Source organism: Micromonospora sp. CPCC 205546, from assembly GCF_036902715.1.
Lineage (GTDB): Bacteria > Actinomycetota > Actinomycetes > Mycobacteriales > Micromonosporaceae > Micromonospora.
Genome location: NZ_JBAKHL010000024.1, coordinates 1 through 15877, shown reverse-complemented (window position 1 = coordinate 15877; position 15877 = coordinate 1). Strand labels below are relative to the sequence as shown.

The following is a 15877-nucleotide window of genomic DNA, read 5'->3' as shown; positions in this document are numbered from 1 at the left end:
CCGACCGGAGACGGCCCGCTTAGCCAACGGGGCGTTTAGCAACGGCCCGCTTAGCAACGGTCCGGACCGGAGACGGGCCCCCCGCCCGGGGCCCGACCCCGCCCCCCGGCCCCGGGGCGTCCGGGGGGCGGGTGGGCCGTTCGAGATGTCCTGCGATCACCGGTGCTTCAGCCGGTCGTCCGCGCGTGCGGGATGTCGTCCGGGCCGGACCGGTGGTGTCGCCGCGTGACGGGGAGCCGGGCGCGGGACCCGGTCGCCGTCACCTCTTCGGGGCGATCTGTGCCCCCGTCCGCGCGTCGAACACCGAGATGGCCTCCACCGGGCAGAAGTCGGCGGCCTCCAGCACGGCGTCGGCCGGCGCCACCAGGTCGGCCTTTGGCCGGGAGACCGGCTCCATCGTGAAGTGCTCCGGCGCGCTGCCGATGCAGAAGCCCGAGCTGACGCATCTGGGGGAGTCCACCGTCAGCCGCCATGCGGCCTGGTCGTCCGCGTTCGCGCTCACTGCCGCCCCTCTCGTCCCACGTCGGCGTCACCGGGCCGTCCGGCCTTCAGCGGGCAGCCCACGTCAGCTCACCACCGAGTACTTCTGCCAACCCGTCGCGAGGACCTCCGGCGCGGAGAACGTGGCCGAGGGCTGCTCCGAATCGAACTTGCCGTTGTGCAGGTGGACGACGAGCGTGCCGTCGGCGCGTACGGCCAGCAGGTCCGGCCGGCCGTCGAGGTCGATGTCGGTCACCGAGATGTGAGCGAACTCCTGCCAACCCCGGCCGAGCGTGAACCACCGGCCCTCGCCCCGCCACCAGGGGCCCTCGCCGGAGGTGTCGTGCGCGAACTCGTACAGGTCGAGGTCGCCGTTGGCGCGGCGGACCAGCAGGTCAGGCCGGCCGGTGCCGGTGACGTCGGCCATCGCCAGCGGGAGGTCCTCGACGTCGACCGTCACCAGGCGGTGCGCGGTGCGGTCGTACGTCTCGTTCTGCTTGACCTGACGCTGGTTGAAGAACGCGTCCACGTGGCCCGCGTCCTGCTCGCGGCCGAACATGTCGTCGCAGCCGTCCAGGTCGACGTCCGCGATGCCCAGGGTCTCCCACTTCTTGTCGTCGCGCGCGCCCGAGATGCGGATCGGCTCGCCGAGGGTGTCGAGACCGTTCAGGCCGCCCCTGTTCGGGTACAGGAAGATGCCGTGCGTCTCGTTCATGTGGCTCATGCTCACGCCGATGACGTCGGCGTAGCCGTTGCCGTTGACATCGATGGGACGGACCAGTCCGTGGTTCCGGTTCGGATGGAAACCGGTGCTGATCAGCTCGGGCTCGTCGAACGTCTCGCCACCACGGAAGCTGCCGCTGTGCGGGAAGACCCACAGCTCGCCCGTGGCGTCGTCACGGGCCATGATGTCCATCTTCCCGTTCCCATTGAACGAACGACAGTGACCATTCCCGCTCATGCGTGCCACAAACTACCTCCACGTACGCCCCAGGATCCGACAGTCCGATCATCACGAAGGGAAGCTGGGCGAGGTAACCCCTACCCGCACCCCTCACCACCCGCAAGACGGCGACCGGCGAGAAATCGACATGCGACAAAGCCGACTTACAGTTATTTACGTTGATCGATACCCACGCCGCCGACCACGACCACTAGAGGATTGATCGAAGACAGGGAATCCACAACCTTCTGCGGCGTCGATTTCGGCCACGTGACGTCGAGGCCACTGCCGGAGCGCCCCTCCGCACGTCGACCGGCCGGCGGGAAGGCCTCCCACCAGGAGTCCCTACCCCCACGCCGGCCTACGCGAAGTTTCGACGCCGGCCGCAGGCGGGCGCGGGCCGGCGGGGCGGGCACACTCGCGGCCGCCGGGCGGGCGCACGGGCAGGGCCAGCCGGAGCACGCACGGGGGCCCGGCCGGACGAGCCGGCCGGGCCCCTGGGCGGTGCGGTTCAGCCGCCGAGGCTCGCCGCCGCGGAGGCGATCGCCGGGGCGAAGGTGCTCACCTGGGTGTAGACGCCGGGGTAGGAGGGCCGGGCGCAGCCGTTGCCCCAGCTCACGATGCCGACCTGGATCCAGGCGTTGCTCGCGTCCCGCCGGAACATCGGGCCGCCCGAGTCCCCCTGGCAGGTGTCGATGCCGCCGCTGGCGTAGCCGGCGCAGATCTCCTCGCTCGCGATGACCTGGCCGCCGTAGTAGGAGTTGCAGGTCGCGTCACTGACGAACGGCACGCTGGCCTTGCGCAGATAGCGCTGCTGCGCGCCGCCCTCGCGGGTGGCACCCCAGCCGGCGACCGTGAAGGTGCCGTTGTCGTACGCGGTGCTGGTGGCGATCTTCAGCGTCGGGAGCGAGGTGACCGGCGTGGCCAGCCGGATCAGGGCCCAGTCCTTGCCGTTGCCGTTGTAACCGGGCGCCCGGTAGACGTAGTTCGAGCGCACCTGGATCCGGCTCGACGACTGCAGGTCCACCACGCCGAGGGTGGCGGTGATGCTGGTGTTGGCACCGGTCCTGCCGACGCAGTGGGCGGCCGTCAGCACCAGGTTCGGGCTGTAGAGGGAACCGCCGCAGCCCATGGAGAGCCGCACCATGAAGGGGAACTCACCCTGCGCGGCCAGCGTCCCGCCCACGACGTACGGGGTCACCTCGGGCCCGGGCTTGGCGGAGGCCGGAACGGCCAGGACGAACGAGCCGGCGGTGACCGCCACCAACGCGGCGGCCAACCGGCCGACGAGTGTGCGCCAACGGACCATGGGAGCCTCCCGAACCCTCGCGACGCGCCGAGGCGGCGCGCCGGCAAACCGATGGCGGGAGCCTATGGACATTCATCGATGGCTAGCAACGGTCCGACACATCCCGGGTCGGTCATACCGTCGCCGGGCAGCATCCGACACGCCCGACCGGACGCCGCCCGTTTTGCACCGGGACCGCCCGGGTACGGCCTGGGCATGGACACGAACACGAAGGCACACCTGGTTGGCGGACCCCGCGACGGCAGCACCATCGACACGGGCGGGGACGCCCTCGTCGAGGTGGAGATCGAAGGGATGATGCACCGCTACGTCCGGACCACGAAGCAGCACGGCGAGGACGGCACGGTCTACAACTACGACGGCATGGTGGCCCCCGACGGCGGGGAGCCCGGCGTCGAGGACCCGCAGGCGCGGGTGGCCTCGCCGAAGGCCGACGCGGAGGGCCACGGCGGGAAGCACTGAGCTGCGGATCAGCCTTGGCCGGGCGCGGATGAACCGCGGCCGGCCGGGTAAGAAGCCGCGACCTGGTGGAACGACCGAGGGTCGCGAGAGTCCGCGACCGGACGCGCGGGCGGGCGGCGCAGGCCGACCCGCCCGGGCGTACGGTCAGTTGTTGCTGATCCAGTTCCAGGCCGACACGACCCACTCGGTCTGCTGCAGGTAGGCGATCCCGAGGCCGGCCAGGAAGACCGCCGTCACCAGGTGCGCCCCGCGCGCGCTGCGCCGTACCCGGCCCAACTGCCGCTCCAGCACCACCCGACCGAGCAGCCGGGCCAACGCGAAGAGGCCGGCGGCCACCAGCAGGCTCAGCAGGAAGATCAGGAACGGGCCGGCCAGGTCGCCGCCGCCCGAGATGGCCCAGATCCCCCAGCAGACGAAGGCGAAGAGCCCGCCGGCGGCACTCCACTCACCGCCGCGCTTCAACTGCTCGACGTGCCAGCTCAGCGGCCGGCGCGGCACCGGCCCGCCCGGCCACCCCGTACCCGTCGGCTCGTGCTCGACGACGGGGAACGGCTCGGTGCGCGACGTCCGGGACTGCCCGACCGAGGCCACCCCCCGCTGGAACGCATCGCGCTGCTGCGGCACCCCGACACCGGGCTGCGGCGGCACCTCGACGGTCCGCTCGGCCCACGGCTGCGTCTGGTCGACCATCTCGTCCCTCCCCTGGACCCGACGGCGACCACCGGCCGCCGTCCGTTCCGAGGGTAGCCAGCCGACAAACTGGCCGCCGAGGCCGCACCGGGCACGGCCCACGGTCGCCGGCCCCGACGGCGGGCGTCAGCGCCCGGGCGGCGACCCGCCACCGCGTCGTCGTGACCGAGGTCACCCGCCCCTCGGCGTCCCGGCGGGTGCGGAGAGGGCGGCCACGGGCCGGCCGCACACCCGGCCGGCGGACCCGAGGGCCGCGACGGGCCGGCCGGCACCACCAGGGAGGCCGGGGAGCCGAGGGCCGGCGCGACGGGACCGCTCCCCCGTGGTGGACGCGCGAGCCGGCGCCGGCCGGGCCGGAGCGGTACGGTCGTCTGATGGGCGACACGGAGCGACGCCGACGCCGGCTACGGCACCCGAGCACTGACACGGGCGGCACCGAGGGCCCGAACGCGGCAACCGCCGGCGTGCACGACGGTCCCGAGCCACCGCGCGGTCGCCGGGGCGGCCCGGGCGACGAGGGTGACCGGGGTCTGCGGGGTCTCGTCGGCCCCGGCTCCTCCCAGGTGAGCGTGACCGCCGCGATGCGGGCCCGTGACGCGGCCCGTCCCACGGACGAGGACCTGGCCGAGGCCGAGGAACGCGTCGTGTTCATCCGTCGCAACTGGACGCCCCGCGAGGACCTCCCCCGCCGCTGAACCGACCCGACAGACCGCCGCCCGCCCTGCGCGGCCGGGCTCCGACGCGGCCAGGCCGAGCGACCCGGTAGAGGCCGCCGACCAGGCCGAGCGACCCGGTAGGGACGACCGACCAGGCCGGTCGGCCCGGCAGGCCGGTGGGCGGTCAGGGCAGCGCGGGAAGCTGGCGGCCGGTCTCGTAGTCGGCCACCTGGGCGATCCGGCGGGCGTGCCGCTCGTTGCCCGAGAACGGGGTGGTCAGGAACGCCTCGACGATGGCGGTGGCCTCGTCCAGCGTGTGCTGGCGGGCGCCGACCGCGACGACGTTCGCGTCGTTGTGCTCGCGGGCCAGTTGGGCGGTCTCGATGCTCCAGGCGAGGGCCGCCCGGACGCCGGCCACCTTGTTCGCGGCGATCTGCTCGCCGTTGCCCGAGCCGCCGATGACCACCCCGAGGCTGCCGGCGTCAGCCACGACCCGGTCGCCGGTGTGCAGGCAGAAGGCCGGGTAGTCGTCGTCCGGGTCGAAGGCGTGCGGGCCGACGTCGACCACGTCGTGCCCCTCCTTGGTCAGATGGTTGACCAGGTGCACCTTCAACTCGAAACCGGCGTGGTCGGATCCCAGGTAGACGCGCATACCGCGCAGTCTGTCAGGCGCGCCTCCGGGACGACGCGCGGGCGGCGTCCCGGAGGCGGATTCGTCACAGGGTCAGCGGGACAGCTCGGCGAGCACCAGGCCGCCGCGGGCCTTCGGGGTGAACCAGGTGCTCTTGCGCGGCATCTTCTCCCGCGCCAGGTTGACCGCGACGAAGTCGTCCACCGTCACCGGTGCGACCAGCACCGCCAGCTCGGCCCGCCCCGCGTCGACCTCGCCGGTCAGCCAGCTCGCCGGGTAGTCGCCGCCGACGTAGGTGATCCGCTTGTCGCCCGGGTCGAGCCCGAGCGCGTCGCGCAGCAGCAGCCGCTCGACCAGGGCGTGGTCCAGGTTCTCCAGCCGGTTGTCGCCGACGTGCGGCAGGGTGACCGCGTACCCCTGGCCGGCGAGGTGCAGGTGCACGGTGCCGCCGGCCGCCGGAACCTCGACCGGGCCGTCGATCGGGCTGATCTCCGCGCCGGCGGCGCGCAGCCGGGCCAGCAGGTCGTCGGCGGTGGTGGTCAGCTCGCTGATCAGCCGGTTGTAGGGCTGGATCGCCACCGACGCCGGAGTCGTGATCACCGACAGGAAGCGCGGCAGCCCGCCGGTCTGCGCGGCCAGGCTGCGGTGGTTGCCGTCGGCCACGACCAGCTCGCCGCCGCCCGCCAGGGCGGTCAGCTCGTCCTGGCGCGGGCCCGGCCCGAGCAGCCAGATGGCGTGGGTGCGCCCGGCCTGGTCGGTGTCGGTCGCGGCCGGCGCGCCGGCCGCGTCGGTCGCCGCCGCGAGGGCGGCGTGCAGCTCGTCGCCGCGCCCGGTCTGCAACAGGAGTACGGGCGACAGCAGGTGACCGAGCGCCTCGGCCAGGGCCACCCGCTCCCGCACCTTGGCGATGAAGACGTCCTCGTTGCGGATGACCAGGCCGGGCTCGTCGGCCCGGGTGGAGATCTGGTCGGTGTCGACCATGGCGAAGAGCCCGTACGCGTTCTCCTCCCCCGGCGCGCTGATCCGGTACAGGACCACGACCTGCTCGGCGGGCGTGTAGCTGCCGTCGGCCTTGGCCTCGGCGAGCCGGGTCACCGCGTCCGGCAGGGCGTCGAGGAAGGGCTTCCCCAGGCTCTCCGGCGCCCGGTGCGGCATCTCGATGCCGAGGGCACTGTGCGGGTTCGCCTCGATGATCGCGGTGATCTCCGCGTCGTCGGCGAACTCGTCGTAGTTCTGCGCGCCGGTGCCGCCAGTGGTGATCCAGGCCCGGGCGATCGGATGCACGACCGTCATGTGCGAAGACGCTACCGGCGACCCGAGTCCCGCCGACGCGGGACCCGCGCGGGGTCCACCAGATGAAAGGCGGGCGCCGGGCCTCAGGTGCGGTCGGGCCGTCCCGCCGTCCGACGGTGCCGGCCGCCCGACGTGGGGGTGCCCGCGAGTCGCCGGCCGGGCCCGCCCGGTCCGGCGGGCACGATCCTGCGGGGTCCGGCCGACGTCGCCGGCGCCGGCCGGTGCTCGGCCGGCACGGCGGCTCGGGCTTCGGCCGGTGCGATGGCTCGGGCCTCTGCCGGCACGGTGCCTCGGGCCTCGGCCGGCACGGCGGCTCGGGCCACGGCCGGTGCGATGGCTCGGGGCTCGGCCGGCACCGGCGGGTGCGTGCCCGGCGGGGTGAGCCGGGAGGTCACCGGCACGCGGGCGACGCCGACCACGATCGGCGGGGCGAGCAGGTCCACCATGTGGGCGGGAAGGTCGGGACGGACCGCCGGCCAGCGGGAGTCGTCGACCGACCAGTACGCCTCGTCCGGGCGCTCGGTCACCCCCTCCCGGGTCGACGGATCGTCACCGGGCACACGGTGCTTGGCCATCGGAACTGCCTCCACGAGCTGCGGGGTGCGGCCCTGCGGGTCGCTGCGGCGGACACCGGGGCCAACGATCCCGCCGCCGTCCCGGTGACGCCCCGCGCCCCCTCCCCGGCCCGCCTCGTCCCACATCCCGGCGCCGAGGCGAGGGATCCGGGCCGGGAAGCCGGCCGAGAGATCCGGGCCGGGAAGCCGACGCGAACCCCTCGACCGACGGGGGCCGATCAGTCGAAGATCGGGTCGAGGTCGCGGGAGCGCTTGAGCTCGTAGAAGCCCGGGGTGCCGGCGACCAGCAGGACGCCGTCCCAGAGCCGGCCGGCGGCCTCGCCCTTCGGCGCCGGGGTGACCACCGGGCCGAAGAAGGCGACGGTGCCGCCGTCGGGGCCGGGCGCGTGGATCACCGGGGTCCCGACGTCGGTGCCGACCGGACGCATGCCGGCCTCGTGGCTGGCCCGCAGCGCCTCGTCGTGACCGGTGCCCTCGGCGGCGTCGGCAAGCTCCGGGTCGAGCCCGACGTCGGTCAGCGCGGCCACGAACAGCTCCCGCGTGAGCTTCTCCTGCCCGAGGTGGATCCGGGTACCCATCGCGGTGTAGAGCTTCCGGACGGCGTCCTGCCCGTACCGCTGCTCCACCGCGATGCAGACCCGCACCGGGCCCCAGCCGGTGCGCATCAGCTCCTGGTACTGCTCGGGCAGCTCGCGGCCCTCGTTGAGCACCGACAGGCTCATCACGCGGAACCGGACGTCCACGTCCCGGACCTGCTCCACCTCCAGCAGCCAACGGGAGGTGATCCACGCCCACGGGCAGAGAGGGTCGAAGAACATGTCTACGGCGGCACGCTCGCTCACGGCTGGTCCCTTCACGACGGATGCGCCGGCCTCCCGGCGCCTCCTGCGATCCTCACCCCCGCCGGTGTCGATCGACAGCGGAATGAGAGCGTGACCTCGCCCACCACGGGGTGTTAGTGCATGGAAGACTCGAATCCGGCCGTCACGAGCGGCCGATGACGACGCCAACAGGCGTACGGCGAGACGAGATGGAGACGAATAGTGCCGGGAGTGCGCAACCTGACGCAGGTCGAGGCCACCGAGCGGGCCCGCCTGCTCGACGTGACCGGATACGACATCAGTCTTGATCTCTCATCCGCCGTACGGGCGGCGGACGCTCGCACCTTCCGCTCGAGGACCGAGGTCCGGTTCCGGTGCGCGCAGCCCGGCGCGAGCACCTTCATCGAGCTGGCCGCCGACTCGGTGCGGTCCGCGACGCTGAACGGCGCCCCGGTGGACCTGACCGACTGGTCGGCCGAGAAGGGCCTGACCCTGTCGGGACTGGACGACGAGAACACGCTGGTCGTCGAGGCGGACTTCGTGTACTCCAACAGCGGGCAGGGCCTGCACCGCACCGTCGACCCGGTCGACGGCGAGACGTACCTCTACAGCCAGTTCGAGACCGCCGACGCCCAGCGGGTCTTCGCCTGCTTCGACCAGCCCGACCTGAAGAGCGTCTACACCTGGCACGCCACCGTCCCGGACCACTGGAAGGTGGTCTCCAACATGCCGGTGGAGCGGGAGGAGGCGGCGGGCGAGGGACTGAAGACGGTCCACCTCGCCACCTCGGTGCGGATGAGCACCTACATCACCGCCCTCTGCGCCGGGCCGTACCACGAGGTGCGCGACAGCCACGACGGCATCGACCTGGGCGCGTTCTGCCGGGCCTCGATGGCGCAGCACCTCGACTCGGACGACCTCTTCCTGGTCACCAAGCAGGGCTTCGACTTCTTCCACGAGAAGTTCGGCGTGCGCTACCCGCTGCCCAAGTACGACCAGCTCTGGGTGCCCGACTTCAACGCCGGCGCGATGGAGAACTTCGGCTGCGTCACGCACGCCGAGTCGCACTACCTCTTCCGCTCCCAGGTGACCGACTACGAGTACGAGCAGCGGGCGAACACGATCCTGCACGAGCTGGCGCACATGTGGTTCGGTGACCTGGTCACCATGCGCTGGTGGAACGACCTGTGGCTCAACGAGTCGTTCGCCGAGTGGGCCAGCCACCTGTGCAACACCCACGCCACCCGGTTCCGCGAGGCCTGGACGACGTTCCTGTGCATCCGCAAGAACTGGGGCTACCGGCAGGACCAGCTCTCCTCCACCCACCCGGTCTACTGCGAGATGCCGGACCTGGAGGCGGTCGAGGTCAACTTCGACGGCATCACCTACGCCAAGGGCGCGAGCGTGCTCAAGCAGCTGGTCGCGTACGTGGGCGAGGAGTCGTTCCTGGCCGGGTTGCGGGCCTACTTCGCCAAGCACGCCTGGGGCAACACCACCTTCGAGGACCTGCTCACCGAGCTGGAGGCGGCCTCCGGCCGCGAGCTGCGCAAGTTCGCCGCCCAGTGGCTGGAGACGGCGCAGGTCAACACCCTGCGGCCGGAGCTGACGATCGGCGCGGACGGCGCCTACGAGCAGGTGGTGGTGCTCCAGGAGGCGCCCGCCGGGCACCCGACGCTGCGTACGCACCGGATCGGGGTGGGCCTCTACGACCTGACCGACGGCCGGCTGGTCCGCCGCGAGCGGCACGAGGTGGACGTCGCCGGCGAGCGGACGGAGTTGTCCGCGCTGCGTGGTGTGCCCGCCGCCGACGTGCTGCTGCTCAACGACGACGACCTCACCTACACCAAGCTGCGCCTCGACGAGCGGTCGATGGCCACCGTGGTGCAGCACATCGCCGGCTTCGAGGCGTCGCTGGCCCGCGCGCTGTGCTGGACCGCCGCCTGGGACATGACCCGCGACGCCGAGCTGGCCGCCCGCGACTACGTGGCGCTGGTGCTGGCGGGGCTGCCCGCCGAGACCGACATCAACCTGGTCAACGCCGCCCTGCCCCAGACCGTCTCGGCGCTGACCTTCTACGCCGACCCGGCCTGGGCGCCGACCGGCTGGGCGGAGCTGGCCCGCACCGCCCGTACGACGCTGACGTCCGCGGAGCCGGGCAGCGGCTTCCAGCTCACCTGGGCCCGCGCCTACGCGCAGGCGGCCCGCTCGGCCGAGGACCTGGCCACCCTGCGTGGCTGGCTGGCCGGCACCGACGTCCCGGCCGGCCTGGCCATCGACACCGAGCTGCGCTGGGCCGTGCTGGACGCGCTGGTGGCCAACGGCGCCGCCGGTGCCGCCGAGATCGAGGCGGAGCTGGCCAGGGACCGGACGGCCAGCGGCGAGCGGGAGGCCGCGTACGCGCGCGCGCTGGTGCCGACGGCGGAGAACAAGGCCGGCGTGTGGGCCGAGCTGACCGGCTCGCAGGCGCTGCCGAACTGGCGCATCCGGGCGCTGTTGGAGGGCCTCAACCACCCGGCGCAGACCGAACTGGTCGCGCCCTACCGGGAGAAGTACTTCGCCACGGTGGCCGACATCTGGAGCCGCTGGGACAGCGAGCCCGCGCAGGAGTTCGCGCAGCTCGCGTACCCGATGCTCCTGGTCGAGGACGAGACCGTGGCGGCCACCGACGCGTGGCTGGCGGGTGAGGGCCACCCGGCGTCGCTGCGGCGGCTGGTGGCGGAGGGCCGCGACGGCATCGTCCGCACCCTGCGGGGCCGCGAGCGGGACGCGCGCAGCGCCTGAGCGGGGCACCCTGTGACAGGACGACGGAGCCCGGTCCACCTGGTGGACCGGGCTCCGTCGTGTGGTGCGGATCGCGCGGGACGCGCGCGGGTCGCTCAGCCCTTGCCGGCGTGGCTGGCGAGCTGGTCGAGGCCGATGATGACGCCGCCGGCCAGGTCGCCGCCGCCGAACGCCGCCACCATGGAGAGCGCGGCGAGCCGGGCGTAGGTGTCGGGGATGCGCTTGCGGGCGTGCCGACCGGTGACGATCTCCAGCTGCCGCTGGTTGGGCGACACCGCGATCAGGACCGACCGGTCGGGCTCGGCGAGCTGGCGGTGCAGCCGCTCGGCGTGCTCCCGGACCGGCTCGTCGAGGCCGCCGACGAAGACCGAGAAGACCAGGCCGGTGCCCTGGTCGGCCAGGCGCAGGGCCTCGTCGATGCGCAGCAGCTGGCGGGTCGAGAACGGCCCGTCCAGCACCTCGGGCGGGGTCCCCGCCTGCTTCTCACCAACGGTCACTTGCGCCTCCGGTTCCACCGGCCGGCGGCTCGACGCCGGCCCGCTCGAGCTTGTGGCTGGTCAGCGCCGGCGCCTGGGCGCCCGCTGCCAGGGCGGTGCCGGCCGAGTCGGCCAGCTGCTCCGGCCGGCCCAGGAACCAGACCGGAGTGAAGTCGAAGGGCCGGCCCGGTCGGTAGCGCTTGGCGCCGCCACCGCCACCACGGTTGCCGGCGTACGCCAGGCCGGCGATCACCAGCACCGCGGCCGCCGGGATGCCGACGAAGACCAGCAACGTCTCGGTTACAGACAATCCCAACGCCCCCAGGCGGAAGTAGAGACCTCAAGGATCCGGGTCGGGTGGACGATCATGGCGCCGACCGCCCGACACCGCTGCCATTCACGTTAGCGGAGCCCACGGCCCGCCAGATTGCGGGGTGGCGATCCCATCCGCCACTGCAGTGCTCCAGTTGCGCAGCGGTGGCGATCAACCTCGCGTCGTCGCCGTACCGGCCGGTCAGCAGGACCCCCACGGGCAGCCCCTCGGCCGTGACCCCCACGGGCAGCGAGACCGACGGATCGCCCGTGACGTTGAACACCGCACAGTAGGGCGAGAACCGGCGTTGCCGGTCGAAGTCCTCGGCCGGGTCGCCGCCCTCGGCGAACCAGCCCAGCGGCGCCTGCGGCGCGGCGAGGGTCGGGCAGAGCAGCAGGTCACAGCCGGCGGTGCGGCGCACACTGAGGCGTACCTGCGCCTGCAGTTCGCCGAGCGTGGCGGTGAGGGTGCCGGCGGAGATCTCCGCGCCCCGGGCCCGCAGGTGGCGGGTCAGCGGCAGCAGCGTGCTCTCCCGCCCCGACGGCACGGGCGCGAGCGCCAGCACGTACCAGACGATCTCGAACAGCGGCCACACGGCGGGCCCGAGGGGCGCGGGGACGTCGACCACCTCGTGGCCGGCGGCGGTGAGCAGCGCCGCCGCCCGGTCCACGGCGGCGAGGCAGTCGGGGTGCACCGGCTCGTCGGCGAGCATCGGGGTGGTGAACCGGCCGACCCGCAGCCGCCCCGGGTCGGCCGCGCGGGCCGCGCCGAGCCAGCCGCCCGCCGGCGGACCGGGCGCCAGGTAGGGCTCCCCGGGCACCGGTCGGCCCAGCACGTCGAGCAGCGCCGCGACGTCGGCGACCGTACGCCCGATCGGCCCGCTGGTGGGCAGGCCGAAGGCGCCGGAGCCGACCGGCCCGCCGGAGACCAGGCCCCGGCTCGGCTTGTAGCCGACCAGGCCGCACAGCGAGGCGGGGATGCGCAGCGAGCCGCCGCCGTCGGAGCCCTGGGCGAGGGGCACCAGCCCGGCCGCGACGGCCGCCGCCGCCCCACCGCTGGAGCCGCCGGCGGTGTACGCCAGGTCCCACGGGTTGCGGGCCGGCGGCGCGACCAGCCCTTCGGAGTAGAGCGAGCAGCCCAGCTCGGACGTGGTGGTCTTGCCCAGGCTCACCAGCCCCGCCTCGGCCATGAACCGGACCACGTCGGCGTCCACCGGCGGTACGAAGTCGGCGAACGCCGCCGAGCCGAAGGTGGTGCGCACCCCGGCGGTGAGGGTGAGGTCCTTCACGGCTGTCGGCACGCCGTGCAACGGGCCGCGCTCGTCGGCGGGCACGGCGTCGGCGGCGCGGGCCGCCGCGCGGGCCCGCTCGCCGGTGACCGTGACGAACGCGCCGACGGTGTCGCCGAGCGCGTCGACCCGGGTCAGGTGGTGCTCCACCAACTCGACGCTGGACAGCTCACCACCGGCGATCGCGGCGGCCTGCTCCAGCGCGGTCAGGTCGTGCGGCTCGGCCATCCCCTCATCCTGCCCGCCCGTCCGCCGCCGCGCCGCGCGACACGAGCGGCGGTGCGACGAGCGCCATATCCCCCTGACATGACCACATCGGGATGACCGCGGACCGGCACCCGACACAGAGGATGGACATCGATCGATGGTGGCCCCCGTCCACCGGTGGCCCCGCAACGCCGCTACCGACCCCCACCCCCGCAGGAGCCGCCGTGCAACCCGTACCCGCCCGCCACCCCGGCGCCACCCGCCGCTGGTGCGCACGCGCCGCCCGACCGCTACTGGCCCTCGCCCTGGTCGGCGCGGGTCTGACCGCCTCGCCCGCCGCGCCGGCCGGGGCCCAGGACGTGCCCCCGGCCGCCCTGCTCGCCGCCAACCCGTACGAGCGGGGCCCCGCGCCCACCGTGGCCAGCATCGAGGCCACCCGTGGCCCGTTCGCCACCGCCCAGACCACCGTCTCCGCCAGCAGCGTCAGCGGCTTCGGCGGCGGCACGATCTACTACCCCACCAGCACCGCCGAGGGCACCTTCGGCGCGGTCGCCATCTCCCCCGGCTTCACGGCGCGCCAGACCGCGGTCGCGTGGCTCGGCCCCCGCCTGGCCTCGCAGGGCTTCGTCGTCATCACGATCGACACCCGGTCCGTGTACGACCAGCCGGCCAGCCGGGGCAGCCAACTGCTGGCCGCCCTCGACTACCTGACCAACACCAGCACGGTCCGCACCCGCATCGACCGCAACCGGCTCGCGGTGATGGGGCACTCGATGGGCGGCGGGGGCAGCCTGTCGGCGGCCAGCACCCGGCCCGCGTTGCAGGCGGCGATCCCGATGACCGGTTGGCACACCCAGAAGAGCTGGTCGTCGGTGCGCGTACCGACCCTGGTCATCGGGGCCGAGAACGACACCGTGGCGCCGGTCTCCTCGCACTCGGAGCCGTTCTACACCAGCCTCCCGGCCACGCTCGACAAGGCGTACCTGGAGCTGAACGCGGCGAGCCACTCCGCGCCCACGTCGTCGAACGTGACGGTGGCGAAGTACAGCATCTCCTGGCTCAAGCGGTTCGTCGACGACGACACCCGCTACGAGCAGTTCCTCTGCCCGGCCCCCCGGGGCTCGGCGATCGAGGAGTACCGGGACACCTGCCCGCACTCCTGACCCACGCTCCGGAGCCGTCGCGCGCACACTGGGGGCCGCGACGGCTCCGGATTCCATGCCGCGCGCAGGGCCGCCGGATCCGACCGGACCGGCCGCCCTGCGCGCCAGGCGGTGGCGCGTCTCAGGACCGGGTGCCGAGGAACCGCAGCGCGTTGCCGCCGAGCAGCAGGTCGCGCTGCTCGCCGCTGAGGAAGTCCGCCTCGCGGACCACCCGGCCGACCGGCCGCTCCCCCAGCGGGTACGGATAGTCGCTGCCCACGAGCACCCGCTCGGCGCCCATCGTGTCGACCAGCAGCCGCAGGGCGGGCGTGGAGAAGACCACCGAGTCGACGCAGAACCGGTCGACGTACGAGCTGGGCGGGGCGGTGGAGGCGCCGCGCACCAGGTCGCCCCGGCGGTGCCAGGCGTTGTCGGCGCGGCCCAGCCAGAACGGGAAGCTGCCGCCGCCGTGCGCGAAGCAGATCCGCAACGTGTCGGGCACCCGGTCGAAGACGCCGCCGAGGATCAACGCCAGCACCGACAGGTGCGTCTCGGCGGGCATCCCGGCGAGCCAGCGGGCCATCCACCGGTCCAGCCGGGGGCCGCCCGGCATGTCCCAGGGGTGCACGAAGACCGGGGCGCCCACCTCGGCGCAGTGCGTCAGGAACTCCACGATCCCTGCGTCGTCCAGGTCACGGTCGCCGACGTGGTTGCCGATCTCCACCCCGGCGTGCCCGGCCGCGAGGCAGCGGTCCAGCTCGGCGCAGGCCGCCGCCGGGTCCTGCAACGGCACCTGGCAGAACGGCACCAGCCGGTCGCCACCGGCGGCGGTGACCTCGAGGGTGAGGTCGTTGAAGATCCGCGCCACCTTCACCGCCTGGTCGGCGGGGCGGTCGTAGCTGAAGAAGACCGGGGTGGGCGAGACGACCTGCACGTCCACGCCGTCGGCGTCCATGTCGCCGAGCCGGGTCGGCGCGTCCCAGCACTCCGCCCCGACGGGACGGAACTCCGTCTCCCCCACCATGATCATGGCGGCCCGCTCGGAGTCGACCCGCAGCCGGGGCCAGTCGGACCCGCCGCACGCCGCGCCGAGGTCCGGCCACCCCTTCGGTACGACGTGCGTGTGCACGTCGACCACCGGAGGCCGCGCCTGCCCTGCTCCGGCGGGCATCAGCCCTTGCCCGGATGCAGCGCGCCGCAGTTGGCGCAGGTACGCGCGGCCTCGTCGCCGTAGAAGGCCGCGAAGACCGGGGGCAGGTCGGCGGCGATGTCCCGGACCTGCAGCTCCACCTCGTGCACCTTGTGCCCGCACTCGGTGCAGTACCACTGGAACTTCTCCAACGTGCCCTCCTCGCGCACCCGCTCCACGACCACGCCGATCGAGCCGGCCTCGGGGCGCTGGGGCGAGTGCGGGGTGTTGCGCGGCAGCATCCACATCTGGCCCTCGCGCACGTGCACCGTACGTGGCCCCTCCGGGAGCATCAGGTTGATGTGCATGTTGCCCTTGACCTGGTAGAAGAACTCCTCGTACGGGTCGACGTGGAAGTCGGTGCGCTGGTTGGGCCCGCCCACCACCATCACGATGAAGTCGTCCCCGCCCGGGAACATCTCCTTGTTGCCGACCGGGGGCTTGAGCAGGTGCTGGTTCTCCGCGATCCACCCCGGAAAGCTGAACGGCTCGGCGATCTCACTCACGACGTCTGACCTCCTTGTGGGAGCACGGCCACGGCCTGGATCTCGATCAACAGGTGCGGGTGGGGCAGTTGGTGTACGGCGACGGTGGTGCGGGTGGGGCCGGTGGCGTCGAAGT

At 73.4% G+C, this 15877-nt stretch carries 17 protein-coding genes and 1 pseudogene; 4 read left to right on the top strand and 14 right to left on the bottom strand.

The features are described from left to right. Positions 1-259: 259 nt before the first annotated feature. The 3 genes from V6U77_RS14075 to V6U77_RS14065 form a co-directional block, all read right to left on the bottom strand. The gene (locus V6U77_RS14075; RefSeq protein ID WP_334606753.1) at positions 260-502 is read right to left on the bottom strand and encodes a ferredoxin; all 243 of its coding nucleotides are present in this window, start codon (positions 500-502) and stop codon (positions 260-262) included. A 63-nt stretch (positions 503-565) separates the two neighbouring features. Continuing rightward, positions 566-1441: an FG-GAP-like repeat-containing protein gene (locus tag V6U77_RS14070; protein WP_334606752.1), complete on the bottom strand. Its 876-nt coding sequence runs from the start codon at positions 1439-1441 to the stop codon at positions 566-568. 493 nt (positions 1442-1934) lie between these two features. After that, positions 1935-2732, bottom strand: coding sequence for a S1 family peptidase (locus V6U77_RS14065; protein ID WP_334606751.1), 798 nt, complete (start codon positions 2730-2732; stop codon positions 1935-1937). A 195-nt stretch (positions 2733-2927) separates the two neighbouring features. On the opposite strand from V6U77_RS14065, the gene V6U77_RS14060 reads away from it, so the two are divergent. Further along, a complete protein-coding gene (locus V6U77_RS14060) occupies positions 2928-3194 on the top strand; it encodes a hypothetical protein (protein WP_334606750.1) in 267 nt (88 codons plus the stop codon). Between the two features lie 144 nt (positions 3195-3338). Here the strand turns inward: V6U77_RS14060 and V6U77_RS14055 are convergent, their stop codons facing one another. Further along, positions 3339-3884, bottom strand: a complete 546-nt coding sequence (locus tag V6U77_RS14055) for a hypothetical protein (protein WP_334606749.1) — start codon at positions 3882-3884, stop codon at positions 3339-3341. Between the two features lie 374 nt (positions 3885-4258). Here V6U77_RS14055 and V6U77_RS14050 point away from each other — a divergent pair, with 374 nt between their 5' ends. Further along, complete coding sequence (locus V6U77_RS14050) at positions 4259-4579, top strand: hypothetical protein (protein ID WP_334606748.1); 321 nt, start codon at positions 4259-4261, stop codon at positions 4577-4579. 145 nt (positions 4580-4724) lie between these two features. On the opposite strand, the gene V6U77_RS14045 is transcribed toward V6U77_RS14050, so the two are convergent. The 4 genes from V6U77_RS14045 to V6U77_RS14030 form a co-directional block, all read right to left on the bottom strand. Continuing rightward, positions 4725-5192, bottom strand: coding sequence for a ribose-5-phosphate isomerase (locus V6U77_RS14045; RefSeq protein WP_334606746.1), 468 nt, complete (start codon positions 5190-5192; stop codon positions 4725-4727). Positions 5193-5264: 72 nt separating this feature from the next. Continuing rightward, positions 5265-6464: a DUF1015 family protein gene (locus V6U77_RS14040; protein ID WP_334606745.1), complete on the bottom strand. Its 1200-nt coding sequence runs from the start codon at positions 6462-6464 to the stop codon at positions 5265-5267. Positions 6465-6547: 83 nt separating this feature from the next. Next, positions 6548-7039, bottom strand: a complete 492-nt coding sequence (locus tag V6U77_RS14035; protein ID WP_334606744.1) for a hypothetical protein — start codon at positions 7037-7039, stop codon at positions 6548-6550. A gap of 218 nt (positions 7040-7257) precedes the next feature. After that, on the bottom strand, positions 7258-7881 hold the full coding sequence (locus V6U77_RS14030; protein ID WP_334606743.1) for a mycothiol-dependent nitroreductase Rv2466c family protein: 624 nt from the start codon (positions 7879-7881) through the stop codon (positions 7258-7260). A gap of 210 nt (positions 7882-8091) precedes the next feature. Here V6U77_RS14030 and pepN point away from each other — a divergent pair, with 210 nt between their 5' ends. Then, positions 8092-10641 (top strand): aminopeptidase N, encoded by a 2550-nt coding sequence (gene pepN / locus V6U77_RS14025; protein WP_334606742.1) that lies wholly within the window; start codon positions 8092-8094, stop codon positions 10639-10641. Positions 10642-10736: 95 nt separating this feature from the next. Here pepN and V6U77_RS14020 read toward each other — a convergent pair whose 3' ends face one another. The 3 genes from V6U77_RS14020 to V6U77_RS14010 are packed head-to-tail and all read right to left on the bottom strand — an operon-like array spanning position 10737 to position 12946. After that, on the bottom strand, positions 10737-11138 hold the full coding sequence (locus tag V6U77_RS14020) for a DUF5130 family protein (protein WP_334606741.1): 402 nt from the start codon (positions 11136-11138) through the stop codon (positions 10737-10739). After that, complete coding sequence (gene ctaJ, locus V6U77_RS14015; protein ID WP_442934430.1) at positions 11125-11433, bottom strand: aa3-type cytochrome oxidase subunit CtaJ; 309 nt, start codon at positions 11431-11433, stop codon at positions 11125-11127. Before ctaJ ends, V6U77_RS14020 begins: the two co-directional genes overlap by 14 nt. Positions 11434-11482: 49 nt before the next feature. Beyond that, the gene (locus V6U77_RS14010) at positions 11483-12946 is read right to left on the bottom strand and encodes an amidase (protein WP_334606740.1); all 1464 of its coding nucleotides are present in this window, start codon (positions 12944-12946) and stop codon (positions 11483-11485) included. A 272-nt stretch (positions 12947-13218) separates the two neighbouring features. On the opposite strand from V6U77_RS14010, the gene V6U77_RS14005 reads away from it, so the two are divergent. Beyond that, positions 13219-14088 (top strand): poly(ethylene terephthalate) hydrolase family protein, encoded by an 870-nt coding sequence (locus V6U77_RS14005; RefSeq protein WP_442934431.1) that lies wholly within the window; start codon positions 13219-13221, stop codon positions 14086-14088. Between the two features lie 121 nt (positions 14089-14209). Here the strand turns inward: V6U77_RS14005 and V6U77_RS14000 are convergent, their stop codons facing one another. The 3 genes and pseudogenes from V6U77_RS14000 to V6U77_RS13990 all read right to left on the bottom strand — a co-directional run. Next, complete coding sequence (locus tag V6U77_RS14000; protein ID WP_334606739.1) at positions 14210-15238, bottom strand: amidohydrolase family protein; 1029 nt, start codon at positions 15236-15238, stop codon at positions 14210-14212. Then, positions 15238-15762, bottom strand: a complete 525-nt coding sequence (locus tag V6U77_RS13995) for a 3-hydroxyanthranilate 3,4-dioxygenase (protein ID WP_334606738.1) — start codon at positions 15760-15762, stop codon at positions 15238-15240. The genes V6U77_RS14000 and V6U77_RS13995 overlap by 1 nt, the downstream gene beginning before the upstream one ends. Then, positions 15759-15877, bottom strand: a pseudogene (locus V6U77_RS13990) (RidA family protein); the annotation flags it as partial. The pseudogene V6U77_RS13990 and the gene V6U77_RS13995, both read right to left, overlap by 4 nt.

Bases quoted from the DNA above. Each gene is read 5' to 3' on its own strand.
- V6U77_RS14070 (WP_334606752.1), bottom strand. From the start codon at position 1,441: ATGAGCGGGAATGGTCACTGTCGTTCGTTCAATGGGAACGGGAAGATG.
- V6U77_RS14065 (WP_334606751.1), bottom strand. From the start codon at position 2,732: ATGGTCCGTTGGCGCACACTCGTCGGCCGGTTGGCCGCCGCGTTGGTG.
- V6U77_RS14060 (WP_334606750.1), top strand. From the start codon at position 2,928: ATGGACACGAACACGAAGGCACACCTGGTTGGCGGACCCCGCGACGGC.
- V6U77_RS14055 (WP_334606749.1), bottom strand. From the start codon at position 3,884: ATGGTCGACCAGACGCAGCCGTGGGCCGAGCGGACCGTCGAGGTGCCG.
- V6U77_RS14050 (WP_334606748.1), top strand. From the start codon at position 4,259: ATGGGCGACACGGAGCGACGCCGACGCCGGCTACGGCACCCGAGCACT.
- V6U77_RS14045 (WP_334606746.1), bottom strand. From the start codon at position 5,192: ATGCGCGTCTACCTGGGATCCGACCACGCCGGTTTCGAGTTGAAGGTG.
- V6U77_RS14040 (WP_334606745.1), bottom strand. From the start codon at position 6,464: ATGACGGTCGTGCATCCGATCGCCCGGGCCTGGATCACCACTGGCGGC.
- V6U77_RS14035 (WP_334606744.1), bottom strand. From the start codon at position 7,039: ATGGCCAAGCACCGTGTGCCCGGTGACGATCCGTCGACCCGGGAGGGG.
- V6U77_RS14010 (WP_334606740.1), bottom strand. From the start codon at position 12,946: ATGGCCGAGCCGCACGACCTGACCGCGCTGGAGCAGGCCGCCGCGATC.
- V6U77_RS14000 (WP_334606739.1), bottom strand. From the start codon at position 15,238: ATGCCCGCCGGAGCAGGGCAGGCGCGGCCTCCGGTGGTCGACGTGCAC.